Annotated in this window: 26 protein-coding genes; 16 read left to right on the forward strand and 10 right to left on the reverse strand. The window is 57.0% G+C overall.

Features of this window, described 5'->3' with window-relative positions:
* Positions 1-270 precede the first annotated feature (270 nt).
* The 7 genes from ACR0I8_RS03975 (at position 271) to ACR0I8_RS04005 (ending at position 7,646) form a co-directional block, all read left to right on the forward strand.
* Entirely contained in the window at positions 271-720 is a 450-nt protein-coding gene (locus ACR0I8_RS03975) for a CopD family protein (RefSeq protein WP_170689569.1), read from the forward strand.
* A gap of 135 nt (positions 721-855) precedes the next feature.
* Positions 856-2,127, forward strand: coding sequence for a transcription termination factor Rho (gene rho, locus ACR0I8_RS03980; RefSeq protein WP_170462843.1), 1,272 nt, complete (start codon positions 856-858; stop codon positions 2,125-2,127).
* Between the two features lie 30 nt (positions 2,128-2,157).
* Positions 2,158-3,444: a tRNA uridine-5-carboxymethylaminomethyl(34) synthesis GTPase MnmE gene (gene mnmE / locus ACR0I8_RS03985; protein ID WP_170689567.1), complete on the forward strand. Its 1,287-nt coding sequence runs from the start codon at positions 2,158-2,160 to the stop codon at positions 3,442-3,444.
* Between the two features lie 12 nt (positions 3,445-3,456).
* The gene (mnmG, locus tag ACR0I8_RS03990) at positions 3,457-5,325 is read left to right on the forward strand and encodes a tRNA uridine-5-carboxymethylaminomethyl(34) synthesis enzyme MnmG (RefSeq protein ID WP_170689565.1); all 1,869 of its coding nucleotides are present in this window, start codon (positions 3,457-3,459) and stop codon (positions 5,323-5,325) included.
* A complete protein-coding gene (rsmG, locus tag ACR0I8_RS03995; protein WP_170689564.1) occupies positions 5,322-5,933 on the forward strand; it encodes a 16S rRNA (guanine(527)-N(7))-methyltransferase RsmG in 612 nt (203 codons plus the stop codon). Before mnmG ends, rsmG begins: the two co-directional genes overlap by 4 nt.
* Positions 5,926-6,729, forward strand: a complete 804-nt coding sequence (locus ACR0I8_RS04000; RefSeq protein WP_170380205.1) for a ParA family protein — start codon at positions 5,926-5,928, stop codon at positions 6,727-6,729. Before rsmG ends, ACR0I8_RS04000 begins: the two co-directional genes overlap by 8 nt.
* 20 nt (positions 6,730-6,749) lie before the next feature.
* Positions 6,750-7,646 carry a ParB/RepB/Spo0J family partition protein gene (locus ACR0I8_RS04005; RefSeq protein WP_170689562.1) on the forward strand — a complete coding sequence of 299 codons (897 nt, stop codon included), beginning with the start codon at positions 6,750-6,752 and terminating at the stop codon, positions 7,644-7,646.
* On the opposite strand, the gene ACR0I8_RS04010 is transcribed toward ACR0I8_RS04005, so the two are convergent.
* The 4 genes from ACR0I8_RS04010 to rph are packed head-to-tail and all read right to left on the reverse strand — an operon-like array spanning position 7,636 to position 10,461.
* Positions 7,636-7,989 carry a YbaN family protein gene (locus tag ACR0I8_RS04010; protein ID WP_170660972.1) on the reverse strand — a complete coding sequence of 118 codons (354 nt, stop codon included), beginning with the start codon at positions 7,987-7,989 and terminating at the stop codon, positions 7,636-7,638. The genes ACR0I8_RS04005 and ACR0I8_RS04010 overlap by 11 nt on opposite strands.
* 3 nt (positions 7,990-7,992) lie before the next feature.
* Positions 7,993-9,147, reverse strand: a complete 1,155-nt coding sequence (hemW, locus tag ACR0I8_RS04015; RefSeq protein ID WP_170689560.1) for a radical SAM family heme chaperone HemW — start codon at positions 9,145-9,147, stop codon at positions 7,993-7,995.
* Positions 9,137-9,751, reverse strand: a complete 615-nt coding sequence (gene rdgB / locus ACR0I8_RS04020; RefSeq protein WP_170689558.1) for an RdgB/HAM1 family non-canonical purine NTP pyrophosphatase — start codon at positions 9,749-9,751, stop codon at positions 9,137-9,139. The genes hemW and rdgB overlap by 11 nt, the downstream gene beginning before the upstream one ends.
* Positions 9,748-10,461 (reverse strand): ribonuclease PH, encoded by a 714-nt coding sequence (gene rph / locus ACR0I8_RS04025; protein ID WP_170412685.1) that lies wholly within the window; start codon positions 10,459-10,461, stop codon positions 9,748-9,750. The genes rdgB and rph overlap by 4 nt, the downstream gene beginning before the upstream one ends.
* A 112-nt stretch (positions 10,462-10,573) precedes the next feature.
* Here rph and hrcA point away from each other — a divergent pair, with 112 nt between their 5' ends.
* Together hrcA and ACR0I8_RS04035 are read left to right on the forward strand one after the other, a co-directional pair.
* On the forward strand, positions 10,574-11,638 hold the full coding sequence (hrcA, locus tag ACR0I8_RS04030) for a heat-inducible transcriptional repressor HrcA (RefSeq protein WP_170380211.1): 1,065 nt from the start codon (positions 10,574-10,576) through the stop codon (positions 11,636-11,638).
* A gap of 10 nt (positions 11,639-11,648) precedes the next feature.
* The gene (locus ACR0I8_RS04035; RefSeq protein WP_170470713.1) at positions 11,649-12,212 is read left to right on the forward strand and encodes a nucleotide exchange factor GrpE; all 564 of its coding nucleotides are present in this window, start codon (positions 11,649-11,651) and stop codon (positions 12,210-12,212) included.
* Positions 12,213-12,270: 58 nt separating this feature from the next.
* Here the strand turns inward: ACR0I8_RS04035 and mutS are convergent, their stop codons facing one another.
* Complete coding sequence (mutS, locus tag ACR0I8_RS04040) at positions 12,271-14,886, reverse strand: DNA mismatch repair protein MutS (protein ID WP_170689661.1); 2,616 nt, start codon at positions 14,884-14,886, stop codon at positions 12,271-12,273.
* A gap of 161 nt (positions 14,887-15,047) precedes the next feature.
* On the opposite strand from mutS, the gene ACR0I8_RS04045 reads away from it, so the two are divergent.
* Positions 15,048-17,309: an NADP-dependent malic enzyme gene (locus ACR0I8_RS04045; protein WP_170689556.1), complete on the forward strand. Its 2,262-nt coding sequence runs from the start codon at positions 15,048-15,050 to the stop codon at positions 17,307-17,309.
* Positions 17,306-18,178: a ribokinase gene (locus ACR0I8_RS04050; RefSeq protein ID WP_170689554.1), complete on the forward strand. Its 873-nt coding sequence runs from the start codon at positions 17,306-17,308 to the stop codon at positions 18,176-18,178. Before ACR0I8_RS04045 ends, ACR0I8_RS04050 begins: the two co-directional genes overlap by 4 nt.
* Here ACR0I8_RS04050 and msrA read toward each other — a convergent pair.
* Positions 18,175-18,846 carry a peptide-methionine (S)-S-oxide reductase MsrA gene (msrA, locus tag ACR0I8_RS04055; protein ID WP_170689552.1) on the reverse strand — a complete coding sequence of 224 codons (672 nt, stop codon included), beginning with the start codon at positions 18,844-18,846 and terminating at the stop codon, positions 18,175-18,177. The genes ACR0I8_RS04050 and msrA overlap by 4 nt on opposite strands.
* A gap of 160 nt (positions 18,847-19,006) precedes the next feature.
* Complete coding sequence (locus tag ACR0I8_RS04060) at positions 19,007-19,777, reverse strand: transporter substrate-binding domain-containing protein (RefSeq protein ID WP_170380216.1); 771 nt, start codon at positions 19,775-19,777, stop codon at positions 19,007-19,009.
* 122 nt (positions 19,778-19,899) lie between these two features.
* Between ACR0I8_RS04060 and ACR0I8_RS04065 the strand changes: the two genes are divergently transcribed.
* From ACR0I8_RS04065 to ACR0I8_RS04075, 3 genes are read left to right on the forward strand one after another with little or no spacing between them, the layout of a single operon-like run.
* Complete coding sequence (locus tag ACR0I8_RS04065) at positions 19,900-20,640, forward strand: amino acid ABC transporter ATP-binding protein (RefSeq protein ID WP_170689550.1); 741 nt, start codon at positions 19,900-19,902, stop codon at positions 20,638-20,640.
* Between the two features lie 9 nt (positions 20,641-20,649).
* On the forward strand, positions 20,650-21,408 hold the full coding sequence (locus ACR0I8_RS04070) for an amino acid ABC transporter permease (RefSeq protein ID WP_170380218.1): 759 nt from the start codon (positions 20,650-20,652) through the stop codon (positions 21,406-21,408).
* 11 nt (positions 21,409-21,419) lie between these two features.
* Positions 21,420-21,761 carry a carboxymuconolactone decarboxylase family protein gene (locus tag ACR0I8_RS04075; RefSeq protein WP_170462857.1) on the forward strand — a complete coding sequence of 114 codons (342 nt, stop codon included), beginning with the start codon at positions 21,420-21,422 and terminating at the stop codon, positions 21,759-21,761.
* On the opposite strand, the gene ACR0I8_RS04080 is transcribed toward ACR0I8_RS04075, so the two are convergent.
* The gene (locus ACR0I8_RS04080) at positions 21,758-22,039 is read right to left on the reverse strand and encodes an SCP2 sterol-binding domain-containing protein (RefSeq protein ID WP_170491779.1); all 282 of its coding nucleotides are present in this window, start codon (positions 22,037-22,039) and stop codon (positions 21,758-21,760) included. The genes ACR0I8_RS04075 and ACR0I8_RS04080 overlap by 4 nt on opposite strands.
* 139 nt (positions 22,040-22,178) lie before the next feature.
* The gene (locus tag ACR0I8_RS04085) at positions 22,179-23,405 is read right to left on the reverse strand and encodes an argininosuccinate synthase (RefSeq protein WP_170380221.1); all 1,227 of its coding nucleotides are present in this window, start codon (positions 23,403-23,405) and stop codon (positions 22,179-22,181) included.
* A 91-nt stretch (positions 23,406-23,496) separates the two neighbouring features.
* Between ACR0I8_RS04085 and ACR0I8_RS04090 the strand changes: the two genes are divergently transcribed.
* A complete protein-coding gene (locus ACR0I8_RS04090) occupies positions 23,497-24,315 on the forward strand; it encodes a hypothetical protein (protein WP_480702768.1) in 819 nt (272 codons plus the stop codon).
* Positions 24,316-24,371: 56 nt separating this feature from the next.
* Complete coding sequence (gene ilvA / locus ACR0I8_RS04095; protein ID WP_170689548.1) at positions 24,372-25,598, forward strand: threonine ammonia-lyase IlvA; 1,227 nt, start codon at positions 24,372-24,374, stop codon at positions 25,596-25,598.
* On the opposite strand, the gene ACR0I8_RS04100 is transcribed toward ilvA, so the two are convergent.
* Positions 25,595-25,924 carry an Hpt domain-containing protein gene (locus ACR0I8_RS04100; protein WP_170689546.1) on the reverse strand — a complete coding sequence of 110 codons (330 nt, stop codon included), beginning with the start codon at positions 25,922-25,924 and terminating at the stop codon, positions 25,595-25,597. The two genes, ilvA and ACR0I8_RS04100, sit on opposite strands and share 4 nt — an antisense overlap.
* Positions 25,925-25,990 lie beyond the last annotated feature (66 nt).

Genomic DNA, 25,990 nt, shown 5'->3' on the forward strand with positions numbered 1-25,990 from the left:
ACTTGGAAACCGCGGATAACCGGGACATCTGGATTTGTTCATGGTGTTATCCCCAGATACATCTTCAGAATTCAGAACTAACTATATGTTTTAATTTGATTATTTTTGAAATTCACAGAATCGCTCAAATCTCGTGCGAAACTGTCCACTTGGGGAAAACCAAAGGGTAAAAAAGTAATCCACGGATTTTACCCACCCTACAAAACCATCTTCCTTTCTTCTTTCATTTTTTTTTATTAGGGAGAGTTCCGAGAAGCACCCGGAGCCAAGATGACTGATCTTCTTTTCACGATATACCCGTGGGTGAAGTCCCTTCATATCATGGCGGTGATTTCGTGGATGGCAGGATTGTTCTACCTTCCCCGTCTGTTCGTCTATCACGTAGAAAAAGCGCAAGCGGTTAACGGGGCCGAGACTATCTTCTTTGAAATGGAAGAGAAGCTGCTTCGCGTGATCATGCGCCCTGCGATGATCGTGGCCTGGGTTTGTGGTCTGATCATGGTGTTCACACCGGGCATCGTCGGCTGGGATTTTGCATGGCCCTGGCTCAAGGGTGCGGCCGTGATTGGTATGACCTGGTTTCATCATTGGCTGATGGCCCGCCGCAAGGACTTCGCTGAGGGGCGAAACAAGCTCACTGGGCGGCAGTATCGCATGATGAACGAGGTTCCGACAGTTCTGATGGTTGTCATCGTTCTGGCGGTCATTCTGAAGTTCTGAGGGCCATTCCAGCAAGAGCCTGTTTGACTCCGTAGATCGACGCAACTATGTAGGGGTCAACACGCCCGTCCGGGCGGCGTCTTTTCCGTACTAAAATTCCACTTCGAACCGCAGTCCGCGGTGAAGGTATGCATCATGTCCAATGAATCCCTGAATCTGGCCGATCTGAAAGCCAAGAGCCCCAAAGATCTTCTGGCGATGGCCGAAGAGCTGGAGATCGAAAACGCCTCGACCATGCGCAAGGGCGAAATGATGTTCCAGATCCTGCGCGAACGCGCGGATGAGGGCTGGACCGTCGGCGGTGATGGCGTTCTTGAGGTCCTGCAAGACGGCTTCGGCTTCCTGCGCTCGCCTGAGGCGAACTATCTGCCGGGTCCGGACGACATTTACGTCTCGCCTGACATGATCCGCCAGCATTCGCTGCGGACCGGTGACACCGTTGAAGGCGAAATCAAAGCGCCCGACGATAGTGAGCGGTATTTTGCGCTGACCAAGGTCACCAAGATCAACTTTGAAGATCCTGAGAAGGCCAAGCACAAGATCCTGTTCGACAACCTGACGCCGCTTTACCCGGATGAGCGTCTGAAGATGGAAATCGAGGATCCGACCATCAAGGACAAGTCGGCCCGTGTGATCGACCTGGTCTCACCTATTGGTAAAGGCCAGCGTTCGTTGATCGTAGCGCCGCCGCGGACCGGTAAAACCGTGATCCTGCAGAACATCGCGCATTCGATCGAACAGAACCACCCGGAGTGTTACCTGATCGTTCTGCTGATCGATGAACGGCCCGAAGAGGTGACCGACATGCAGCGCTCGGTGAAGGGTGAGGTTGTGTCCTCGACCTTTGATGAACCTGCAACGCGCCACGTCGCCGTGTCCGAGATGGTGATCGAAAAAGCCAAGCGTTTGGTCGAACATAAACGAGATGTTGTTATTCTTCTCGATTCGATCACAAGACTTGGTAGGGCGTTTAACACCGTGGTCCCATCCTCGGGTAAGGTTCTGACCGGTGGTGTGGATGCGAATGCTCTGCAACGGCCCAAGCGGTTCTTTGGTGCTGCGCGGAACATTGAAGAGGGTGGCTCGCTGACCATTATCGCCACCGCGCTTATCGATACCGGTAGCCGGATGGATGAGGTCATCTTCGAAGAATTCAAGGGCACGGGTAACTCGGAAATCGTTCTGGATCGTAAGATCGCAGACAAGCGTGTATTTCCGGCCATTGATATCCTCAAATCCGGTACGCGGAAGGAGGACCTGCTGGTCGACAAGGGGGACTTGGCCAAGACCTTCGTTCTGCGCCGCATCCTCAACCCGATGGGGACCACCGACGCTATCGAGTTCCTGCTGTCCAAGCTGAAACAGACGAAGACAAACGGCGAGTTCTTCGATTCGATGAACACCTGACACAGGTCTTAACAGACGCGAGGCCTTCGAATGGATACGATATTCGCCTTGGCCAGCGCGCAAGGCAAAGCAGGGGTGGCGGTCATCCGCCTCTCTGGTCCTGACGCGCATCGAGCGGCGGCGGGGATGACCGGCGGCGCGCTTCCGGCACGTGGGATGTCGTTGCGGGTTTTGCGGGATGCTGACGGTGCTCGTCTGGATGATGGTCTGGTATTGACCTTCAAGGCTCCGGCCAGCTTCACCGGTGAAGATGTGGCTGAGTTGCAGATTCACGGAAGTACGGCCTCGGTCAATGCTGTCATGCGCTGCTTGTCGGAAACGGACGGTCTGCGCCTTGCCGAACCCGGAGAGTTCACCCGCCGCGCGTTGGAAAACGGCAAGATGGATTTGGCCCAGGTCGAAGGCCTTGCCGATTTGATCGACGCCGAGACGGAAGCCCAACGGAAACAGGCGCAAACGATCCTCGCTGGTGAGTTGGGAAACCTTGCCGAGCGATGGAGGAGGGACCTGATCCGAGCTGCTTCTCTGTTGGAGGCTGTGATCGACTTTGCCGATGAAGAGGTTCCGACAGATGTCACCCCCGAGGTGCGCGAGCTGATCTCGGGCGTCATGGCGGATTTGAAGCGCGAAGCAGATGGCGTTCAGATCGCGGAACGCATCCGAACCGGCTTTGAAGTTGCAATCGTCGGCCTTCCCAACGCGGGCAAGTCTACCTTGCTGAATGCTTTGGCGGGGCGAGACGCTGCAATTACATCAGAATATGCGGGGACAACGCGGGACGTCATCGAAGTCCGAATGGATCTGGCAGGACTCCCAGTGACACTACTGGACACTGCCGGGCTGCGTGATACGGAGGACCACGTAGAAAGTCTTGGTATCGCATTGGCTAAGAAACGCGCTGAAGCTGCCGATCTGCGTGTGTTCCTGTCTGACGAACCGTTGCATCTTGGTGTTGATATTCAGCCAGATGATATTCAGGTGGCACCGAAAGCGGACCTTCGAAACCCAGAAGACGGTGGGGTTTCCGGGAAAACGGGTCAGGGGATTGATCAGCTGATATCCAACATATCGCGTGTACTGAGTGATCGTACCACTAGCCATGGTATTGCAACACGAGAACGCCATCGTACTGCTTTGATTAAAGCTTTGGACGCTCTGACTGCGGCAATGTCGGTTCTGGAATCGGGTCCAGACTTGTATGATATAGCAGCAGAAGAGATGCGCACTGCGATCCGTGCACTTGAATCTTTGGTGGGCAGAATAGGCGTTGAGGATCTGTTAGATGAAATATTCTCGAGCTTCTGTCTGGGAAAATAGGGAGTGTTTCACGTGAAACATTCAGACTTCGATGTAGTCGTCATTGGCGCGGGGCACGCGGGCACCGAGGCTGCGCATGCTGCAGCCCGAATGGGTGTTTCGACAGCATTGGTCACGCTATCTGCCGCAGATATCGGTGTGATGTCCTGCAATCCTGCAATCGGAGGATTGGGTAAAGGCCACTTGGTTCGCGAGATAGATGCCCTGGAAGGCGTCATGGGACGTGTTGCAGACCAAGCAGGGATACAGTTCCGGCTGCTAAACCGCCGAAAAGGGCCAGCAGTTCAGGGTCCAAGGACGCAAGCGGATAGGGCGCTTTACCGAGCAGCGATGCAAAAGGAAACGGATAGGCAAGAAAACCTGTCTGTTATTGTTGGCGAAGTCGTAGACTTTCTGATGACACAGGATCGTGTCGCCGGCGTTAGGTTGGACGACGGGTCAGAAATCTCAGCAAAGTCAGTCATTCTTACGTCCGGCACGTTCCTTCGAGGGGTCATTCACATCGGAGATGTCTCGCGACCCGGAGGTCGCATGGGAGATCGCCCTTCCGTCAGATTGGCGGAACGTTTGGATGCATATGACCTTCCAACTGGACGGTTGAAGACGGGAACCCCACCGAGGCTGGATGGACGCACAATTGATTGGTCAGGGTTGGAGCGTCAGGACGGCGACGACGAGCCAACCTTGTTCTCGTTCCTATCGACTTCGGTTGTCGCGCCTCAGATTTCGTGTGGAATCACCCATACGAACGCTCAGACACATGAAATAATTGAAAAGAATCTAAGCAAGTCAGCGATGTATGGCGGGCATATCGATGGTGTTGGTCCAAGATATTGCCCGTCGATCGAAGACAAGATTGTTCGGTTTGCAGAGAAAGACTCGCATCAGATCTTCCTTGAGCCCGAAGGGGTGAATGACCATACGATATACCCCAATGGTATTTCAACGTCTCTGCCGCAGGATGTGCAGTTACAATATGTTCGTTCGATCAAAGGGCTAGAGAATGCTGATATCCTGCAACCCGGTTATGCCATCGAGTACGACTATATAGACCCCCGTGTCTTATCAGCTTCTTTGGCCTTGCCCGAGATTCCAGGCCTATATCTAGCGGGTCAGATCAACGGAACCACAGGATATGAGGAGGCTGCCGCTCAGGGTATGGTTGCTGGCCTCAATGCTGCTTTGGCTGTTCAGGGTCGGGAACCGATCCATTTCACTCGCGCCGATAGCTATATCGGTGTCATGATAGATGATCTTACCACCCGAGGCGTTGCAGAACCGTATCGGATGTTCACCTCTCGTGCAGAGTTCAGATTGTCACTTCGAGCAGATAATGCAGATCAGCGTTTGACGCCTATTGGGTTGCAGTTGGGTTGCGTTGGAAGCGGACGTCGACAAGCTTTCACAAAAAAGATGGACAAGTTGAACGACGCGAAATCGCTTCTGAGCGATAGAACCTATACGCCAAAAGAGGTTTTGGCCGCTGGCATCAATGTTAATCAGGACGGCAATAGGCGTGATGGCATGGCGATTCTGGCTTTTCCGGATGTGGCTTTTGAGGACCTGCTGCCCTTGATACCCGAGCTGGATATGGTGACGCCAGATATCCGGCTTCAGGTCGCTAGGGATGCGCTTTACGCAAACTACATCGCACGGCAGCAGCGGGATGTCGAAGCGATGAAGAGGGATGAATCCTATCAGATTCCCAGGGATTTCGACTATTTTGCTTTAGATGGCCTTTCATCTGAAATGAAGCAAAAGCTGTCTCAGACAAAACCCGGAAATATTGCTCAGGCCAGTAGGGTAGAAGGCGTTACACCCGCGGCCTTGACCTTGGTTTTGGCAAAACTTCGGCGCGATCAAAAAGTTAAACAAGCATGAAGCCTGAATTTTCCAAGTTCGATGTTTCACGTGAAACATTCGACCGGCTGGATACGTATGTGGAGCTGCTGAAGCGTTGGAATCCCAAGATCAATCTAGTCTCAAGGAACAGTCTGGAGGATATCTGGGATCGACATATTCTGGATTCCGTCCAGGTATTCCGATGTGCAATGGCCGCAGATACCTGGGTTGATATCGGAACTGGAGGCGGATTTCCGGGGATGGTGTGTGCGATTATGGCACTGGAAGAGTCGCCAAACACCCGTTTCCAATTTGTTGAAAGTGATCAGAGAAAATCAGCATTCCTGAGGAACGTTGCTCGCGAATGCGGGGTGACGTGTCAGGTCATCTCAAAGCGAATCGAATCCGTTGAGCCACTTGAAGCGGATATTCTATCGGCCCGTGCTTTGGCAGATCTGCGCACATTATTGTCCTTTTGTGACAGGCATTTAAGCGAGAACGGAACTGCTTTGTTGCCGAAAGGCGCGAACTGGAAAAAAGAACTGTCAGAGGCTCAGGAAGAATGGAAATTCGATGTTGAGCCGATTACAAGTTTAACAGAGCCCCAAGCCGTAATCCTTAAAATCAAAGGAGTATCTCGTGGTTGATCTTTCTCGTCCTTCAGGGCCCCGGATAATTGCGGTTGCCAATCAGAAGGGTGGAGTTGGGAAAACCACGACGGCGATCAATCTGGCTGCGGGTTTGGCCGAAGCTGGCTGCCGGGTTCTGGTTGTTGATCTCGATCCGCAGGGCAACGCGTCGACTGGATTGGGTGTCGAAGACCGAGATTGGACCACGTACGATCTTATTTTGGACGACGCACCGCTCGAGGCGGTCATACAAGAGACTGAGATAGGTGGTCTTTTCGTCATTCCGGCCACTGTCGATCTGAGTTCGGCAGATATCGAACTGATTTCGAACGAAAAACGCAGCTACTTGTTGCATGATGCATTGCGACAAACCTCAATAGATGGATTCGAGCTGGATTTCGTGTTGATTGACTGCCCACCGTCCTTGAACCTGCTGACGGTGAACGCGATGGTCGCCTCGCATTCGGTTCTTGTTCCATTGCAGAGCGAGTTCTTCGCTCTGGAGGGTTTGTCTCAGCTGATGCTGACGATCCGAGAGGTTCGCCAAACTGCGAACCCGGATCTGAGAATCGAAGGTATTGTGTTGACAATGTATGACAACCGCAACAACTTGTCCCGTCAGGTCGAAAAAGACGCGCGTGACAATTTGGGTGAGATGGTCTTTAAGACCAAGATACCCAGAAATGTGCGGGTCAGTGAGGCACCATCTTACGCGTTGCCAGTTTTGCAATATGACTCGGGCTCGCTTGGGGCGATGGCATATCGCCATCTGGCCCGCGAAGTCATGCACAAGAACAACAAAGTCGCCGCTTAAGCGACAATGAGGAGGGCGACATGAGCGCCAAAAAAGCGAAACCCAGGGGTCTTGGCCGCGGTCTTTCGGCCCTTATGGCGGATGTCACGCAGGAAACCGATGGACGCTCACCGGCTGAGCCGCGTCGGCCGGATATGACGGTTCCAATCGAAAAGCTGAAGGCAAACCCGAACCAGCCGCGCCGGACTTTCCAGCCGGAGCAGTTGGATGAATTGGCATCCTCGGTCAAGGAAAAGGGAATCATCCAACCATTGATCGTGCGGTCGATCGGTGCCGGAGAGTATGAAATCGTTGCGGGGGAACGCCGTTGGCGCGCCGCGCAAATGGCGCAACTGCATGATATTCCAGTCATTGTTCGCGATTTTGATGATACCGAGGTTCTGGAAGTCGCGATTATCGAGAATATCCAACGGGCGGACCTCAATTCCGTCGAAGAAGCGGCTGGTTACAAGCAGCTCATGGATCGTTTCGGCCACACGCAGGAGAAACTGGCCGAGGCTTTGGGTAAAAGTCGCAGCCATATCGCTAACCTCTTGCGACTTCTGTCTCTACCTATGGATGTGCAAGCCCTTGTGATCGAAGGGAAATTATCCGCCGGTCATGCAAGGGCTTTGATCACAGCCGAGAATCCATCCGAGCTGGCCAAGCAGGTCGTGAAAGAGGGGCTTTCGGTGCGAGCCACAGAAGCCCTGGTGAAAAAGCAACAGCAGGCCTCAGGTGATCGTCCCGCACCGAGGTCTCGGGATCTGAATGCAGGCAAAGATGCAGATACCCGCGCGTTGGAGAAAGACCTTTCGGCCATCTTGGCTATGAAGGTTTCGATCAACCACAAAGCGGGGACAGAAACGGGTCAGGTTGTTTTGACCTATGAAAACCTGGATCAGTTGGACGATCTTTGCGCTAAGCTCAGCCGTTAGGGCGGGTCCAGATAAAGATCATGACGCCGCTCAGAACCACGGCCTGAATGATCAGGACGTAGGACGGTAAAGACAGCAGAACCGAGATGCCAAATACGGCGGCGACCGACACGGTGGCCGCCTTTTTTGCGCTCGGACGGATCGCCCCGGAGCTTTGCCAATCGATAATCATTGGACCAAACACCTGATGGGTCAGAAGCCAATTGTGCAGCCGGGACGATGAGCGGGCAAAGAAAAACGCGGCCAGAAGCAGAAAGGGAACGGTTGGGAGCAGGGGCAAAACCACTCCGACCATGGCGAGCGCGACGCAGAGCAAACCAAGACCGGCCCAGAGGTACTGCATTGGTTACTCCAACAACTCGCGGATGACCGCATTCAGAACGGCACGCCCGTCTTTGGTTGCCTTCAGATGCGTGTCTGACAGCTTTACCATGCCAAGGTCGGCCAGAGAGTCGAGCTTGTCTTTGGGGAGAGGGTGCCCAGAGAGAGCGCTGAATCTCTCCATATCTAGGCCTTCAGTCAACCGCAGACACATCATAAGGTATTCAGCTGCCTGTTCCACCGGAAGAACCTCGGTTCGATCACTTTCTCCGGATCCGTTGGAAACCGCATTTAGCCAGGTATTTGGCGACAAATGGGTCTCCGTCGCGAATTTACGTCCGTTCAAAGTGACACGGCCATGCGCGCCGGGTCCGATACCAACATAGTCGCCATAGCGCCAATAGATCTGGTTGTGCTGTGACTCGGCGCCGGGGCGGGCATGGTTGGAGACTTCATAGGCGGGCAGGCCGTGCGCCTCGCAGATCTCTTGCGTGGCCAGATACATATCGGCGGCGTGGTCATCCTCGGGCAAACCGCGCAACTTACCGACCGCATAGCGATCCCCAAAGGCGGTGCCTTCTTCGATGGTCAGTTGATAGAGCGACAGGTGATCGACAGCCATCGACAGTGCTTCGGTCAACTCGGCCTGCCAAGCTTCTAGGGTTTGATGTTGGCGCGCGTAGATCAAATCAAAACTGACGCGGTCGAAACAGGCGCGCGCGATGTCGAAAGCAGCGCGTGCTTCGGCGACCGTATGGATGCGACCCAAGCGGCGGAGGTCTTCATCATTCAGCGCCTGCACACCCATCGAAATCCGATTGACGCCAGCGTCACGATAGGCGGCAAAGCGCCCGGCCTCGACCGAGCCAGGGTTGGCCTCGAGCGATATTTCCATATCGTTGGCGGGTCGCCAGAGGCTGCGGGCTTCGTCAATGACGGCTGAAACGGTGTCGGGGTTCATCAGTGACGGGGTGCCACCGCCAAAGAAGATCGTATTGAGAACCCTGTCGGGCGTTTCACTGGCTGATCGGCGCAGTTCGTCTAGATAAGAATCAAGCCATTGTTTTTGATCAATATTTTTCGAAACATGGCTGTTGAAATCGCAATAGGGGCACTTGGCCTCGCAAAAAGGCCAATGCACATAAAGGCCAAAGCCCCCATTGCGCCAATCATCCGCCAAAGCAGCCCTTCACGAACATCTCCACCGCGCGACCGCGATGGCTGATCTTGTTCTTTTCCCAACGATCCATCTCGGCAAAGGTAATGTCGTGGCCTTCGGGGACAAACATAGGGTCATAACCGAAGCCGTCCTTGCCACGGATTGGCCAGACGAGATGACCGGGCGCGATGCCCTCGAACACTTCGTCATGACCGTCGGGCCAGGCCAGAACCAATGTGCAGCGGAACTGCGCGGAGCGCGGGTGAGGGGCGTTCTTGGCCTCTAGTTCGTTGTTGGCACGGGTCATGGCCATCATGAAATCGCGGCCATTGTCGGTTTCGGCCCAGTCGGCCGTATAGACGCCCGGCGCACCGTCCAGCGCGTCGATGGTGATCCCGGAATCGTCCGACAGGGCAGGCAGGCCGGTGGCCTTGGCGGCAGCATGCGCTTTGATCCGGGCATTGCCGACGAATGTATCCTCGGTCTCGACCGGTTCGGGCAGGTTCATTTCTGCCGCGCCGACCACGGTCACGCCAAAGGGGTTGAGGAGATGTGCCATCTCCTCAAGCTTGCCTTTGTTGTGTGTGGCGACCAGTAGCCTGTCGCCGTCGAACTTGCGGGTCATGCTGTGGCGGCCTTTTGGGCGGCTGCCAGCTCACCCACACCTTTTTCGGCCAGATCCATCAGTTGATCCATCTGCGCGCGGCTGAAGACCGAGCCTTCGGCGCTCATCTGTACTTCGATTAGTTTGCCCGAGCCGGTCATGATGAAGTTGCCATCCACGCCCGCCTCGCTGTCTTCGGGGTAGTCGAGGTCCAGCACCGGTTGACCGGCGTAGATACCACAGGACACAGCTGCAACAGGGTCTACCAAGGGATCCGAGATCACATCGCCCGCTTTCATCAGCTTGTTCACGGCCAGACGCAGCGCCACCCAGCCACCGGTGATCGAGGCGCAGCGGGTGCCACCATCCGCCTGGATGACATCACAATCGACGGTGATCTGACGCTCACCCAATGCAACCCGGTCGACGCCGGCGCGTAGGGCGCGACCGATCAGGCGCTGGATTTCGACGGTACGACCACCTTGCTTGCCCGAGGCAGCCTCACGCCGCATCCGGGTGTTGGTTGCGCGGGGCAGCATGCCGTATTCGGCGGTGACCCAACCCAGGCCCGAACCCTTGATGAAGGGCGGCACGCGATCCTCGATCGTAGCGGTGCACAGCACATGAGTGTCGCCCATCTTGATCAGGCAAGACCCTTCGGCATGTTTGGTGAAGCCCGTCTCGATTGAAACGGCGCGCATTTCGTTTAGATCACGTCCTGAGGGTCGCATGGGAATTCCTTTGTTTGCTGGGTTGGGGATAACGTCCTGCGGCATTACGATGCAACCCCGATTGACCTTTCATTTACCTGCGATTTAATGGCAGTCCAGCAGGGGACCGAGAATGAGCGAAGCCAGCAGAATTCTGTCAGAGATGAACGACCGGTCGCGTGAGGTGTTTCGGCTGATCGTCGAAAGCTATCTGGAAAGCGGTGAGCCGGTGGGAAGCCGCACCCTGACACGGACCCTTTCCGAAAAAGTCAGTGCCGCAACCGTGCGCAATGTGATGCAGGATCTTGAGTTTCTGGGTCTGCTGGACAGCCCTCACGTGTCTGCAGGACGAATTCCGACGCAGCAGGGGCTGCGGATGTTTGTGGACGGTTTGCTTGAGGTCGGCGATCTGGGCGCCGACGATCGGCAGAAGCTGGATGAGACTTTAGGCTCTAACGCAGGCGATGTTGGCGGAATGCTGGATCGCGTGGGCTCGGCCTTGTCACACGTGACACATGGCGCGTCGCTGGTTCTGACGCCAAAACATGAGGCCGAGATCAAGCATATCGAGTTTGTTTCCTTGGCGCATGACCGGGCGCTGGTGGTTCTGGTGTTCTCGGACGGGCATGTCGAAAACCGGCTTTTCACGCCGCCGCCGGGTCAGACGCCCAGTTCGATGCGAGAGGCGGCGAATTTCCTCAATGCACTGATCGAGGGGCGAACCCTCAGCGAGGTGCGCCGTCAGATGCTGTCGCAGATTGACGCTCGCAAACAAGAGATCGACATTCTGGCCCGCGAGATGGTGGAAAGCGGGATTGCGGCCTGGGACGGGGATGGAAGCGACTCAGCCCGTCTGATCGTACGCGGTCGGGCGAATCTTTTGGCGGATTCGGGCGAGGCCGAGGAGTTGGACCGTATTCGCACCCTGTTCGATGATCTGGAACGCAAGCGCGACATTGCCGAATTCCTTGAATTGACCGAGGAAGGTGAGGGTGTGCGCATTTTTATTGGGTCAGAGAACAAACTTTTCTCACTTTCGGGTTCCTCTTTGGTGGTGTCTCCTTATATGAACGCTGATCGTAAGATAATTGGTGCGGTTGGGGTCATCGGACCCACACGTTTGAATTATGGACGGATCGTGCCGATCGTGGATTATACGGCGCAACTGGTCGGCAAGCTGATATCCGACCGGAGCTAGAGGGTAAGAGATGGCAGAGCCCAAGAACGAAGAATTTCTGGACGACATCATGGCGGCCGAAGCGGAAGAATTGGCCGAAGAGTTCGCTGAGATCAGCGACGAGGCGCTGGAACTGGATGAGTTGCGCGCCGAGCGGGATGACTACAAAGACAAGTTCATGCGCGCTTTGGCTGACGCGGAAAACGCGCGCAAGCGTGGCGACAAGGCCCGTCGGGACGCGGAGCAATATGGTGGGTCGAAACTGGCACGCGACATGCTGCCGGTTTATGACAACATGAAACGCGCGCTTGAAGCAGCGACCGATGAGCAGAAAGAAGTGGCTGCTGGTTTGCTGGAAGGTGTTGAGCTGACAATGCGCGCGCTTAAGGACGTATTTCAGAAGCACGGGATCGAAGTGATCACGCCCGAGGTTGGGGATCGGTTCGACCCGAATGTGCATGAGGCGATGTTTGAAGCGCCAGTGCCTGGAACCCGCGCAGGGGACATCATTCAGGTCTCTGCAGAAGGGTTTATGTTGCACGACCGTTTGCTGCGCCCGGCGCAGGTCGGTGTGTCGTCGACACCTGCGAGCTGATTGGCCTCTGCGAGGCCAAGCCTCCGGCGGAGGTATTTTTGAACAGAAGAAGGGGCGGTCAGGATTTGGCCGCCTCTTTCAGTTTGTAGATCAAGTCGAGTGCTTCGCGGGGGGTCAGCTCGTCTGGCAGGATGTCGTTCAGCATGTCTGCGACCGGTGAGGCTTTCGGTGCAGGCGGCGGCGGTGGCGGAGCGGCAGAGAATAGCGGAAGGTCGTCGATCAGGGATTTTTGTTTACCGCCCTCACGCTCGGTTTTTTCCAGTTGATCCAATACGATGCGGGCACGTTCGACGACTGAGGCAGGCAGACCTGCCAATTGGGCGACTTGCACGCCATAGGACCGGTCGGCGGCGCCTTTGTGGACCTCGTGCAGGAAGATGACTTCGCCTTCCCATTCCTTCACGGCCACGGTGGCGTTGTCGACGCCCTTGAGCTTTCCAGCAAGCGCAGTGAGCTCGTGGTAATGCGTGGCAAACAAGGCGCGGCATTGGTTGGCGGCGTGCAGGTGCTCCAGCGTGGCCCAGGCGATGGAGAGGCCGTCATAGGTGGCGGTGCCGCGGCCGATTTCATCCAGAATGACCAGTGCGCGGTCATCGGCCTGGTTCAGAATGGCGGCAGTTTCGACCATTTCGACCATGAAGGTCGAGCGGCCTCGGGCGAGATCGTCTGATGCTCCGACACGGCTGAAAAGCTGGCTGACAAGGCCGATATGGGCCTGTTCCGCAGGGACGTAGCTGCCCATTTGGGCCAGTAGGGCGATCAGAGCGTTCTGGCGGAGGAAGGTTGATTTACCGGCCATGTTGGGACCGGTCAGCAGCCAAATTGCGGCCCCGTCTTCGGCACTGAGATCGCAGTCATTCGCGACGAAGGCATCGCCGCTTTGCTGGCGCAGCGCGTGTTCGACCACCGGGTGGCGTCCTCCCTGAACCTCAAAGGCGCGCGAAGTGTCGACTTGTGGGCGGCACCAGTTCTCACCACGCGCAAGGTCGGCAAGGGCTGTGGTCAGATCCAGCTCGGCCAGCCCTCGGGCGGCTTGGTTCAGTCGGGCGGCAAGGGTCAGAGTTTCGTCAGAAAGCCTTTTATAGAGCCGCTTTTCGACCTCCAAAGCCAGATTTCCAGCATTCAGGATACGGGTTTCGATTTCCGAGAGTTCGACGGTGGTAAACCGCACCTGATTGGCGGTGGTTTGGCGATGGATATAGGTCTCGGAGAATGGCGGGTTCAACATCTTCTCGGCATGGGTGGCCGTTGTTTCGATGAAATAGCCCAGGACATTGTTGTGCTTGATCTTCAGCGAGGTGATGCCGGTGTGTTCCGCATATTTCTGCTGAAACCCGGCAATGACAGATCGGCCTTCGTCGCGCAGGGTGCGCGCTTCGTCCAGTTCGGGGTCAAAACTGGGAGCGATGAAACCTCCGTCGCGGGCCAGCAGGGGCGGTTCGGCCACCAAAGCCTCATCTAGCAGGTTCAGGAGGTCGTCGAAGCCAACAAGGTTTTGCAAGGCAGTTCCCAGCAGGACCGGAAGATTCTGCCCTTCGCAAATGCCCGCAATTGCAGCGGCTTGGGTCAGGCCGTTGCGGATGGCGGCCAGATCGCGAGGCCCGCCACGTTCAAGCGACAGGCGAGACAGGGCGCGGTCCAGATCGGGGGTTTTGCGCAGGGCCTCGCGCAGGTCCGAGACGATCAGGCTGTCTTCGGCGGCAAAGCTGACGGCGTCGAGACGGGAGTGGATCACATCCAGATTGCGAGACGGGCTTGAGAGGCGCTGTTCCAGCAATCGTGCCCCGCCGGGTGTGACGGTGCGGTCGACCACCGACAACAACGATCCGACACGACCGCCCGACAGAGACCGGGTCAGCTCCAGATTGCGGCGCGTGGCGGCGTCGATCTGTACCACGCGGTCTTCGGATTCCTTCAAGGGCGTTTGCAGGAGGGGCAGTTTGCCCTTCTGCGTGATCTCAAGATAGTCGATCAGGGCGCCCATGGCGGAAATCTCTGCCCGGCCAAAAGACCCGAACGCCTCCAGCGCGCCCACGTGAAACAGCCCGCAGATGCGTTTTTCCGCCGCGGTACTGTCGAAACTGGCTCGCCCGACAGGCGTCAGAGAAATCCCAAGGTCGCGGACGGTTTCGTTCAGCGACTGCTCCATCCCGTCGGCGACGATCAGCTCGGATGGGGCGAGCCGAGCTAGCTCGGGGCTGAGGCGAACGGAGGTCAAAGGCATCACGTGAAACGCCCCAGTCGAGATATCGGCCCAGGCGAGTGCGGCCTCATCCCGGACCTCGGCATAAGTGGCCAGAAAGTTGTGGCGGCGGGCTTCCAGCAGGACGTCTTCGGTCAGCGTGCCGGGCGTCACCAGTCGCACGACATCGCGCTTTACCACCGATTTAGAGCCTCTTTTCTTCGCTTCCGCCGGGCTTTCCATCTGTTCGCAAACGGCCACGCGGAACCCTTTGCGGATGAGGGTCAGCAAATAGCCCTCGGCCGCATGCACCGGGACACCACACATCGGGATATCGTTACCATTGTGTTTGCCGCGCTTGGTCAGGGCGATGTCCAGCGCTTCGGCGGCGTTGACGGCGTCCTCGAAGAACATCTCGTAGAAATCGCCCATACGGTAGAACAGCAGGGCGTCGGCATGGGCCTCTTTGATCTCGAGATACTGCGCCATCATCGGCGTGACTGTGGACAAAAGCGGCCCCCTTCTGGCGTGTTCCGGACGTGACCTTACAAATCCCCCATCTTCTGTAAAAGCCGAAAACTCATTCTCGTTGAGGCCTGCGCGTGGCTGCGCTATGACGCATCAGCCCCGAAGTCATGGAAACGACATTTAAGATGCCCAAAGCGAAGATCACCAAAGAAGAGGCACTGGCCTTTCATCTCGACCCGACCCCCGGCAAGTGGGAGGTGCAGGCCACCGTTCCCATGACCACGCAGCGCGATCTTTCGCTGGCCTATAGCCCCGGCGTCGCTGTTCCATGTGAAGCCATCGCCGAAGCGCCCGAGACGGCGTATGACTATACCAACAAGGGCAATCTGGTCGCTGTGATCTCGAACGGGACCGCCGTGCTGGGTCTTGGCAATCTTGGCGCGCTGGGGTCGAAACCGGTGATGGAGGGGAAGTCCGTCCTGTTTAAACGGTTCGCCGACGTGAACTCGATCGATATCGAGTTGGACACCGAAGACCCGGATGAGTTCTGCCGCGCGGTGCGTCTGATGGGGCCGACCTTTGGTGGCATCAACCTCGAAGACATCAAGGCGCCGGAATGTTTCATCATCGAACAGCGCCTCAAGGAAGAGATGGACATCCCCGTCTTCCATGACGATCAGCACGGCACGGCGGTGATCTGTGCAGCGGGTCTGCTGAACGCGCTGCATATTTCGGGTAAGAAAATTGAGGATGTTAAGATCGTTCTGAACGGTGCGGGTGCGGCGGGGATCGCCTGTATCGAGCTACTCAAGTCGATGGGCGCACGGCATGAGAACTGCATTGTCTGTGACACCAAAGGCGTGATCTACCAGGGCCGGGCCGAGGGGATGAACCAGTGGAAGTCGGCTCATGCGATCACCACGGATCTGCGCAGCCTCGAAGACGCCATGAAAGGCGCAGACGTTTTCCTGGGCGTTTCGGTCAAGGGTGCCGTGACGCAGGATATGGTTGCCAGCATGGCCGATAATCCGGTGATTTTCGCGATGGCGAACCCGGATCCTGAAATCACGCCGGAAGAGGCGCATGAGGTTCGCGTTGATGCGATTGTTGCCACAGGCCGCAGCGACTATCCGAACCAGGTGAACAACGTTCTGGGCTTCCCTTACCTGTTCCGCGGTGCGCTGGATATTCACGCGCGCGCCATCAATGACGAGATGAAGATCGCTTGTGCCCATGCTCTGGCCCGTCTGGCGCGTGAGGATGTGCCGGATGAGGTCGCCATGGCCTATGGCAAATCGCTGACCTTTGGCCGCGACTACATCATCCCGACGCCATTTGACCCGCGCCTGATCCACCGTATCCCGCCCGCTGTAGCAAAGGCCGGGATGGATACCGGAGCGGCTCGCCGTCCGATCATCGACATGGAGGCGTATGAGCTCAGCCTCAAGTCCCGCATGGACCCGACCGCCAGCATCCTGCGCGGCCTGAACGCACGTGCGCGTCAGGCACAAAGCCGCATGATCTTTGCCGAGGGCGATGATCCGCGCGTGTTGCGTGCAGCGGTGACCTATCAGCGCTCGGGCTTTGGTAAGGCGCTGGTTGTGGGCCGTCCAGATGATGTGAAAACCAAGCTGGAAGAAGCCGGTCTTGGCGATGCGGTGCGTGAGCTTGAGGTGGTGAACGCCGCCAACACCTCGCATCTCGAGGCCTACTCGAATTTCCTGTACAACCGTTTGCAACGCAAAGGTTTTGATCCCAAGGATATCCACCGTCTGGCGGCCCGGGATCGGCATGTGTTCTCATCCCTCATGCTGGCGCATGGGCATGGCGACGGTCTGGTGACGGGGGCGACGCGCAAATCGGCCCATGTGTTGGACCGGATCAACCATGTATTCGATGCTGACGCTGCCCATGGCGCGGCGGGCGTGACGGCGTTGCTGCACAAGGGGCGCATTGTTCTGATCGGTGATACTCTGGTGCATGAATGGCCGGATGAGAACGACTTGGCCAATATCGCTGAACGCTCGGCCGACGTGGCCCGCCATATGGGGCTTGAACCCCGCGTGGCTTTTGTCAGCTTCTCGACCTTTGGCTATCCGGTCTCGGAACGGGCCGAAAAAATGCACCGTGCGCCTGCCGTTCTGGACCAGCGTGGCGTTGATTTCGAATACGAAGGCGAGATGACCGTCGATGTTGCCCTGAACGTGGATCAGCAGGCCGGATATCCGTTTCAGCGCCTGACCGGCCCGGCCAATATCCTGATCGTGCCCGCGCGGCACTCGGCGTCGATCTCGACTAAACTGATGCAGGAAATGGGTGGAGCCACCGTGATCGGCCCGATCTTGTCTGGCGTCGACAAGCCGATTCAGATCTGCTCGACCGTGTCGACGGCCAATGATATCCTGAACATGGCCATTCTGGCCTCCTGCGATATTGGCAAGTCATGACAATCTGGAACCTGGGCTCGATCAATGCCGACATGGTTTACGGCCTGCCGCACCTGCCTGCGGCGGGTGAGACCTTGGCGGCAGACGGTCTTGAGCGTTTTCTGGGCGGCAAAGGGGCCAATATGTCCGTTGCCGGATCGCGCGCGGGATCCCGAGTCAGCCATATCGGTGCTGTCGGTCCGGACGGGCGCTGGGCCAAGGATCGGCTGACGGAATATGGCGTCGACACGCGGTTCATCGCTGAGGTGGATGTGCCGACCGGTCACGCGATCATTGCTGTGGACGCGCAGGGCGAGAACCTTATCATCCTCTACCCCGGCGCTAACCACGCGTTGGACAGCGCGCAGATCGGGCAGGCGCTGGCCTCGGCCAATACCGGAGATATTCTGGTTTTGCAGAACGAAACCAACGCTCAGGTCGAAGCGGCCCGTCTGGGGCATGAGCTTGGCCTGACCGTTTGCTACGCCGCCGCGCCGTTTCAGGCGCAATCGGTGCAAGAGGTTCTGCCTTATCTGGATTTCCTGATCCTCAACGAGGTCGAGGCCGAGCAATTGCGGCAGGAAACCGGGTTGGATGCAGCGGAACTGCCGGTGCGCCATGTGATCGTTACGCTTGGGTCGAGGGGCGCGCGGTATCTGCAGCAGGGTTGTGATCCCGTGGATTTCGCCGCGCATAAGGTGCAGGCGGTGGATACAACGGGCGCAGGGGATACGTTTACCGGCTACGTTCTGGCCGGGATGGACCGTGGCATGCCGATGGAGCAGGCCATTCTACAAGCGAACCGCGCCGCGGCCCTGATGGTCACGCGGCACGGCACTGCAGATGTCATTCCGGATCTGAGGGAAGTCCGTGACGCGCAGTTGGATTAAGATCCGGCAAAGGGCGCGTCACTTCCCCAAAGCTGCTTCACCCGTGCATCCCGACCGCAGGCATTGCGGTAGGCTTTATAGGCGTTCTTCTGGCGTTTGGGGCCAAAGCGGGTGAACACCAGCTTGTCGCCTTTGTAGTAGTCCTGATGGTATGCCTCGGCCGGATAAAACGCGCCCTCCTGCAGGATCGGGGTGACGACCGTTTGGCCAAGCGCTCGTTGCGCGTTGGTCTTTGCCTGTTGCGCAAGCGCTTTTTCCCATGCGTTAGACACGAAAATTGCCGTTCGGTAGCTCTCTCCACGGTCGCAAAACTGACCGCCTGCATCTGTGGGGTCGACCGAGCGGAAGAACATGTTCAGAAGCGTTTCACGTGAGACGCGCGCGGGATCAAACGTGATCTGAACCGCCTCGTAGTGGCCCGTGCCGCCTTTGGTCACCTGATCATATGTCGGGTTCGAGACAGAACCACCCGTGAATCCGGACACGGCGCCTATGACGCCGGGTACGGATTCGAAATCGGATTCAACACACCAGAAACATCCGCCGGCAACCGTCAGGGTCTCGGTCCCTGCAGCCGGGGCCGGAACGGCGCGCAAGGTTGCGGCCAGTGCAATCAAGGTGAACAACAGGGCGGGTTTTAGGTAGTCGAGATATGCAGTCCGGGTCATGGTATGTCTCCTTCCGAGACTCAAGGTGACCGGTGTTCTAACAAGTTGCAATTGCCTGACATGGAATGTCACGCGCTGGTGACCTGAGTTTATTGACTGACCTGTTTACCCACGCGACCGGCAAGAAAACGCCCGGCCGTGGGGCCGGGCGTTGGCAGGTTCACAGACCCCATTTCTTCTGGTTTTCCTCAAAGAAGCCCTGGGCTTTCTTCACCTCAATCCAGTTGTTCACGTAGTTGATCCAGACCTGATCATCCTGCGGCAGGATCATCGCGATGGGTGAAGGGGAACGTGGTCCGGCGTTCTTAACACGCTCGATCGGGAACTTCTCTTCCAAGGTGGAGCCTTCGATGTTCGATGTGATGAACACATCGGCCCGTCCGGCGATCACTTCTTGAAAACCACGTGCGGGGGCTTCGACCACTTTGATCTCGGCATTCGGGAACCACTCGCGGACGCGCTTCTCAAAGGTTGTGCCCAGCGTTGTTGCGACCGTCACACCCGGCTGGTTGATCGACTCATAGCCGTCGAATTTGTCGGCCTTGTCCTTGGTCGTGTATGGGAACAGCTCAACCGAGATATAGCTGTCCGAGAATCCGGCAACCTTCATCCGCGGCGGCGAGATCGAGGCCGAGCCGGTCAGGTGGTATTTCTTCGCCACAACGCCGTTCACCAGTGTTTTCCAATCGGTCGGGACGTATTCGACCTCAACTCCCAAATCGGCGGCGAGTTCGTTCATGATGTCGATGTCGTAGCCTTTGTAGCTGTTGGTGGCCGGATCCCGAAGGGACATCGGGTTCCAGTCACCGGTCGTGCCGACCTTCAACACACCGGAATCCAGGATTTCGTTCAGTGCCGATTGCGCCTGGGCTGCGCCTGACAAGACCAGACCAAGCGCAGCGGCAGCGGCTGCTCTCCAGATTGTGTTCATTTAATTCTCCTGTTGGTGGCAGCTGGGACTTGCTGCCATATATAGTTCGTTGTTTTAAGCGGGATAGGGGGCGCAGGCCCAATAAATCAATCCACCCGCGCAAACTAGGGACAGATCGACCAATGCCAGACCCCGCCATCGAGCTTGTCGATGTGAACAAGTGGTTCGATACGTTCCATGTCCTCAAGAATATCAACCTCACAGTTAATAGTGGTGAAAAGGTTGTGATCTGCGGGCCGTCCGGCTCGGGTAAGTCTACGGTCGTGCGCTGTATCAACCAGTTGGAGAAACATCAGAAAGGCACCATCCGCATTGACGGGGTCGAACTGAAGGATGACGCCAAATCTGCAGCCACGATCCGGTCCGAGGTCGGCATGGTGTTTCAGCAGTTCAACCTGTTCCCGCATCTGAGCGTTCTAGACAACTTGACACTTGGCCCCATCAAGGCGAGGGGCCTGAGCCGAGCGCAGGCCGAAGAGCGCGCGCGCCATTATCTTGAGCGTGTTCACATCCCCGATCAGGCCGACAAACGCCCCATCCAACTGTCCGGCGGTCAGCAACAACGCGTCGCCATTGCCCGATCCCTTTGCATGGAGCCGAAAGTTCTTTTGTTTGATGAGCCGACTTCGGCCCTCGATCCGGAAATGATCGCCGAGGTGCTGGACGTGATGGTTGAGCTGGCGCATGAAGGCATGACCATGGTCGTTGTCACCCATGAGATGGGTTTTGCCCGCAAGGTCGCCGACAAGATGATCTTCATGGATGAGGGCGAGACCGTGGAGCAGGGCAAGCCAGAGCATTTCTTCACCAATCCGACCTCGGAGCGGTGCCGCAAGTTCCTCAGCCAGATATTGCAGCACTGAGTGGGTATGATGAAAAAAGCACTTCTCCTCATACCGCTTCTGCTGCTGGCGGGCTGTTCCTCATCCCAGACATGGGGCTGGTATGTCATCGACCCGCGGACTGACTCGGGCTGGACCAATGTGAAATTCCTGATCTCGGGCATGGGCGCGACGATCCTGATCTCTCTGATCGCGGCGGCCCTGTCGATTGTGATCGGCCTGTTGGTCGCCTTGCCCGGACTGTCCGAGAAACGCGGTTGGCGGCTGTTGAATAGGGTCTATGTCGAGTTTATTCGCGCGATTCCACTGCTGCCCATGCTGTTCTGGGTGTTCTATGGATTGCCGATCGTGTTCCAGTCGATGGGCCTGAACATCCCGATTGACCCCTTCTGGGGCGCGATCATCACCCTGGCGATCTCTGACAGTGCCTTCACGGCCGAAATCTACCGCGCCGGCATCCAATCCATCGCACGCGGCCAGCGCGAGGCGGCCCAGACCATCGGGCTGAACTATGTGCAAACGATGCGCTACGTGATCCTGCCACAAGCGATCCGGCGCATCCTGCCGCCTTTGGCCAACCAGTTCATCTACATCGTCAAAATGAGTGCTTTTGCCAGCGTTATCGGCATGCAGGAACTGACCCGCCGCGCGAATGAGCTGGTGGTGACGGAATACCGCCCGCTGGAAATCTACACCTTGCTGATATTTGAATACCTGATCTTGGTTCTGATCATCAGCGCCGGGGTACGCTGGCTGGAACGCCGCATGGGCGCGGACGAACGCGGATAAGGAGGCACAGTATGGACTGGAAAGACTTCATGGCCGAGACCGAGGCCAATATCGGCACCCTCTCGAAAGAGGTTCCCGAAACGGTGCGCGGATTCGGGATGATGGGCAAGGCGGCCAAAACCGATGGCGCCCTGAGCGAAAAAACCAAAGAGTTCATCGCGCTGGGCATTGCCATCGCCACACGTTGCGACAGCTGCATCGGGTTTCACGTGAAATCGCTGGTGCGTCTTGGCGCCACTCGCGAGGAGTTGTGCGAGGCGCTCTCGATGGCGACCTATATGGGCGGGGGCCCGTCTTTTGCCTACAGTGCCAAGGCGCTGAAGGCGTTTGATGTGTTCTCGGAAGGCGATTAACCCAGCAGCTGTCCCAGCTTCATCGCCACACCCATATTCCCCGAGATTTTGAGCTTGCCCAAAGCAACGCCGGTCATCGGGTTTAGTTTGCCAGTGAGTAGCTTGGTCAGGTTGTCCTGCGAGATACGGATGGTGCAATCGGTATCCTGATCCTGCGTGGTGGCCTGATTGTCGGCCAGCACGATCACACCCGCGTCGCCGCAATCGAACTTGAGCGATCCGTCAAAGCTTTTGCCATCCAGCCCTTTTTGAATTCCGTCGGCGATCTCTTGCAGCATGGTCTGTCCTTTCAAACTTGACGTATGCGTAAAGACATGGCCCCACATCCGGCAAGCATGACGCTGGGTCCGGTGGGCAAAAGAAAACCCCGGCAAAAGTGTGATTGCCGGGGTTTTGAATTCTAAACTGTTGGCCAGGTTACTTGGACAGACGTTTGTCGCGTGCCGCCAGCAGTTTCAAACGCAGCGCGTTCAGCTGGATAAAGCCTGCGGCGTCTGTTTGATCATAGGCACCAGCGTCTTCCTCGAAGGTCACATGCGCCTCGGAATACAGCGAGTGATCGGACCAGCGGCCAACGGTCGAGGCCAGACCTTTATACAGTTTCACGCGCACGGTGCCGGTGACATGCTCTTGGCTCTTGTCGATGGCGGCCTGCAGCATCTCGCGTTCGGGCGAGTACCAGAAGCCATTGTAGATCAGTTCGGCATATTGCGGCATCAACTGGTCTTTCAGGTGCATCGCGCCACGGTCCATGGTGATCGACTCGATACCACGGTGTGCTTCCAGCAGGATGGTGCCGCCCGGAGTTTCGTAGATACCGCGCGACTTCATGCCAACAAAACGGCCTTCGACCAAGTCCAGACGACCGATGCCGTGCTTGCCGCCATACTCGTTCAGCTTGGTCAGGATGGTGGCCGGGCTCATCGCCTCGCCATTGATGCTGACTGCGTCGCCTTTCTCAAAGCCGATCTCGATGAATTCGGGCTGATCGGGCGCGTCCTCGGGGTGGACGGTGCGCTGGTAGACATAGTCGGGCGCCATATCGGCGGGGTCTTCCAGAACCTTGCCCTCGGAGGAGGTGTGCAGCAAGTTAGCATCGACCGAGAAGGGCGCCTCGCCACGTTTGTCCTTGGCGATCGGAATCTGATGCGCTTCGGCCCATTCGATCAGTCGAGTACGGCTGGTCAAATCCCATTCACGCCACGGGGCGATGACCTTGATTTCGGGGTTCAGCGCGTAGGCGGCCAATTCAAAGCGAACCTGATCGTTACCCTTGCCGGTTGCGCCATGTGCTACGGCATCAGCACCGGTTTCCTGAGCGATCTCGACCAGACGTTTCGAGATCAGAGGCCGCGCGATCGAGGTGCCCAACAGGTACAGGCCTTCATATTGCGCGTTGGCGCGGAACATGGGGAAGACGAAGTCGCGGACGAACTCCTCGCGAATGTCCTCGATATAGATGTTTTCCGGTTTGATCCCCAGCATCTCAGCCTTTTGGCGGGCGGGTTCCAGTTCCTCACCCTGACCCAGATCGGCGGTGAAGGTGACGACCTCACATCCATACTCGGTCTGCAACCATTTCAGAATGATCGAGGTATCAAGGCCACCGGAATAGGCCAGAACAACTTTCTTTGGCGCGGACATCTGACTTCCCCTTATTCGCAAGACGATTGGCCCCTAACGGGTTTTGTGGGCGGGGGCAAGCTGTGTGGATTGACGCAGGCCGGGAATTGGGGTGAAACGGCTGGACAAAGAACAAGAGATAGTTGAGCAGGGGCATTTCCAGATGTTGGCGTTCGAGATTTTCATGCATTCGATCAAGATGGTTTTGCGGAATCTGAAACAGGCGATTCAGATCACGTTGATCCCCGCATTGATCGGCGGTTTGGCCATCATCGCATTCAGTCTTCTGTTTGGTATTTCCTTCGAAGATATCTCGACTGAACCAAACGGCCTGCCGGATGCAGCGTCGCCGGGTGCGGTCACCGCTTTCCTGTTCTGCGTGGTGGCATCCCTTTTTGCGATCATGGTTTGGATTGTCGTGTCCTGGCATCGTTTTGTGCTGCTCGAAGAATACCCGGCCGGTTTTCTGCCCGCGTTCAGATCGGATCGAATGCTCGCTTACATGGGGCGGATGGTGATGCTGGCCTTGCTGGGTGTGGTCGTCCTGATCCCGGCAATGCTTGTCATCGGATTTTTGACCCAAGCCTCGGTCGCGATGGGCATATTGGCGTGGCTTCTGGTTGTTGTGGGCCTTTCCGTCGCCTTTTACCGCGTGTCTCCGATCATGCCCGCCGCCGCAATAGGCGAACCGTTGAATCTGTCGGACGCCTGGCGTGCCACTGACGGAGCCAACGGCACTATAGTGGCGCTGGTTGTGTTGCTGGTGTTGTTCCAGATGGGGCTTCAGCTTCTGTTCGCAGCGCTTCTGATCGTCCCATTAATTGGCGCATTGGTGGTGGTTTTCGCCAGTATGCTGATCGTGCCCTTAATCAATGTCAGCATCCTGACAACGTTCTATGGCGTCTTCATCGAAAAACGCGCGCTGTCGTAATTCGTACACACATGTATTCCTTGCCCTTTTGCTTAGGATAAGCCACTGAAACCGGCATGAGCGATTTCATGACCCGTGCCCGCGCTGCCGAACAGGCGATGCGCTCTGTGTTTCCGGCAACGCCTTTGCAGCGGAATGCCCATCTGTCTGACCGCTACGGTGCTGATATATGGCTCAAGCGAGAGGACCTCAGCCCGGTTCGTTCCTACAAGATTCGAGGCGCCTTCAATGCCATGCGCAAGCAGCAGGGGCAGGATCTATTCGTCTGTGCCAGCGCCGGCAACCACGCGCAGGGCGTGGCCTTCATGTGCAAGCATCTGGATGTGAAGGGGGTGATCTTCATGCCGGTCACCACGCCTCAACAGAAGATCCAGAAGACCCGTATCTTCGGCGGCGACAATATCGAGGTTCACCTCAGCGGAGACTATTTCGACGATACGCTTGCCGCAGCACAAGCGTGGTGCGCAAAAGAAGGCGGGCATTTCCTGTCGCCGTTCGATGATGAGGATGTGATCGAAGGTCAGGCTTCGCTTGCGGTCGAGATCGAGGAACAGCTGGGCCGCGTGCCTGATCATGTCATCTTGCCGGTCGGCGGCGGCGGTATGTCGTCGGGCGTGGCAACTTGGTTCGGGGATAGGACCCACTGTTTGTTTGTCGAACCCAAAGGTGGGGCCTGTCTGCACGCGGCAATGGCTGCAGGGCATCCGGTTGCCTTGGATCACGTAGATAATTTCGTCGATGGCGCGGCGGTCGGCAAGATCGGTGCCAAGCCGTTTGAGCTGTTGAAAGACCGTCACTTATCGGATGTGCTGGTCCTGTCCGAGGATCGCATCTGCACCACAATGATCGAGATGCTTAATGTGGAAGGCATCGTGCTGGAGCCCGCTGGCGCATTGGCGATTGAGGCGGTTGCTGATGTGCAAAGCTTTATCCGTGGCAAAACGGTTGTTTGTGTCACCTCTGGCGGCAATTTCGATTTTGAGCGTCTGCCCGAGGTCAAGGAGCGCGCGCAGCGCTATTCCGGCGTCAAAAAATACTTCATCCTTCGCCTGCCGCAGCGCCCTGGCGCGTTGAAAGAGTTCTTGAGTATCCTCGGCCCCGAAGACGATATCGCCAGGTTCGAATACATGAAGAAATCTGCGCGTAATTTCGGCTCGGTCCTGATCGGGATCGAGACTCGAAAGCCCGAGAACTTTGCCCGCCTCTTTGCGCACCTAGATGAGGCCGGGTTCACCTATACCGACATCACCGAGGATGAGACGCTGGCACAGTTTGTGATCTAGTGCAGATTGTCGTTCAGTTCGGCCTGAAACACTGATTTCGACGCAGCAAACGCGGCGAGGATTTCCGGCAGATCGACTTTTGCCGCCTCACCCGAGGCGGCCAGCCTTTCGCCATCCTGACAGAGCTTCGAGAACACCTCGAACCCAAGGCTCAGGGCGCTGCCTTTCAGGAAATGCAGGTTCTGTTCAAGATCCTGCCGCGCGGTGTCTGCATGCAGGCGGGCGATGACCTCTTGCACCTCGTCCAGAAAGATCTCGACAACCTCATCGAACTCGTCAGGGCCAACCTCGTCACGGAGCTGTCGAACTCGGGGCCAGTGGATCATGGGTTGTGTCCTGCATCGGAATTGAATGGATCCGTGGTAGCCCGGCCTGAGTAAATGTTGGGTTAA

The sequence above is a fragment of the Ruegeria sp. BG9 genome (assembly GCF_056538305.1).

Excerpts from the sequence above, each read along its gene's own strand:
- ACR0I8_RS03975 (WP_170689569.1), top strand. The coding sequence starts at position 271 with ATGACTGATCTTCTTTTCACGATATACCCGTGGGTGAAGTCCCTTCAT.
- rho (WP_170462843.1), top strand. The coding sequence starts at position 856 with ATGTCCAATGAATCCCTGAATCTGGCCGATCTGAAAGCCAAGAGCCCC.
- mnmE (WP_170689567.1), top strand. The coding sequence starts at position 2,158 with ATGGATACGATATTCGCCTTGGCCAGCGCGCAAGGCAAAGCAGGGGTG.
- rsmG (WP_170689564.1), top strand. The coding sequence starts at position 5,322 with ATGAAGCCTGAATTTTCCAAGTTCGATGTTTCACGTGAAACATTCGAC.
- ACR0I8_RS04005 (WP_170689562.1), top strand. The coding sequence starts at position 6,750 with ATGAGCGCCAAAAAAGCGAAACCCAGGGGTCTTGGCCGCGGTCTTTCG.
- ACR0I8_RS04010 (WP_170660972.1), bottom strand. The coding sequence starts at position 7,989 with ATGCAGTACCTCTGGGCCGGTCTTGGTTTGCTCTGCGTCGCGCTCGCC.
- rdgB (WP_170689558.1), bottom strand. The coding sequence starts at position 9,751 with ATGACCCGCAAGTTCGACGGCGACAGGCTACTGGTCGCCACACACAAC.
- rph (WP_170412685.1), bottom strand. The coding sequence starts at position 10,461 with ATGCGACCCTCAGGACGTGATCTAAACGAAATGCGCGCCGTTTCAATC.
- hrcA (WP_170380211.1), top strand. The coding sequence starts at position 10,574 with ATGAGCGAAGCCAGCAGAATTCTGTCAGAGATGAACGACCGGTCGCGT.
- ACR0I8_RS04035 (WP_170470713.1), top strand. The coding sequence starts at position 11,649 with ATGGCAGAGCCCAAGAACGAAGAATTTCTGGACGACATCATGGCGGCC.
- mutS (WP_170689661.1), bottom strand. The coding sequence starts at position 14,886 with ATGATGGCGCAGTATCTCGAGATCAAAGAGGCCCATGCCGACGCCCTG.
- ACR0I8_RS04045 (WP_170689556.1), top strand. The coding sequence starts at position 15,048 with ATGCCCAAAGCGAAGATCACCAAAGAAGAGGCACTGGCCTTTCATCTC.
- ACR0I8_RS04050 (WP_170689554.1), top strand. The coding sequence starts at position 17,306 with ATGACAATCTGGAACCTGGGCTCGATCAATGCCGACATGGTTTACGGC.
- msrA (WP_170689552.1), bottom strand. The coding sequence starts at position 18,846 with ATGACCCGGACTGCATATCTCGACTACCTAAAACCCGCCCTGTTGTTC.
- ACR0I8_RS04060 (WP_170380216.1), bottom strand. The coding sequence starts at position 19,777 with ATGAACACAATCTGGAGAGCAGCCGCTGCCGCTGCGCTTGGTCTGGTC.
- ACR0I8_RS04065 (WP_170689550.1), top strand. The coding sequence starts at position 19,900 with ATGCCAGACCCCGCCATCGAGCTTGTCGATGTGAACAAGTGGTTCGAT.
- ACR0I8_RS04070 (WP_170380218.1), top strand. The coding sequence starts at position 20,650 with ATGAAAAAAGCACTTCTCCTCATACCGCTTCTGCTGCTGGCGGGCTGT.
- ACR0I8_RS04075 (WP_170462857.1), top strand. The coding sequence starts at position 21,420 with ATGGACTGGAAAGACTTCATGGCCGAGACCGAGGCCAATATCGGCACC.
- ACR0I8_RS04080 (WP_170491779.1), bottom strand. The coding sequence starts at position 22,039 with ATGCTGCAAGAGATCGCCGACGGAATTCAAAAAGGGCTGGATGGCAAA.
- ACR0I8_RS04085 (WP_170380221.1), bottom strand. The coding sequence starts at position 23,405 with ATGTCCGCGCCAAAGAAAGTTGTTCTGGCCTATTCCGGTGGCCTTGAT.
- ilvA (WP_170689548.1), top strand. The coding sequence starts at position 24,372 with ATGAGCGATTTCATGACCCGTGCCCGCGCTGCCGAACAGGCGATGCGC.
- ACR0I8_RS04100 (WP_170689546.1), bottom strand. The coding sequence starts at position 25,924 with ATGATCCACTGGCCCCGAGTTCGACAGCTCCGTGACGAGGTTGGCCCT.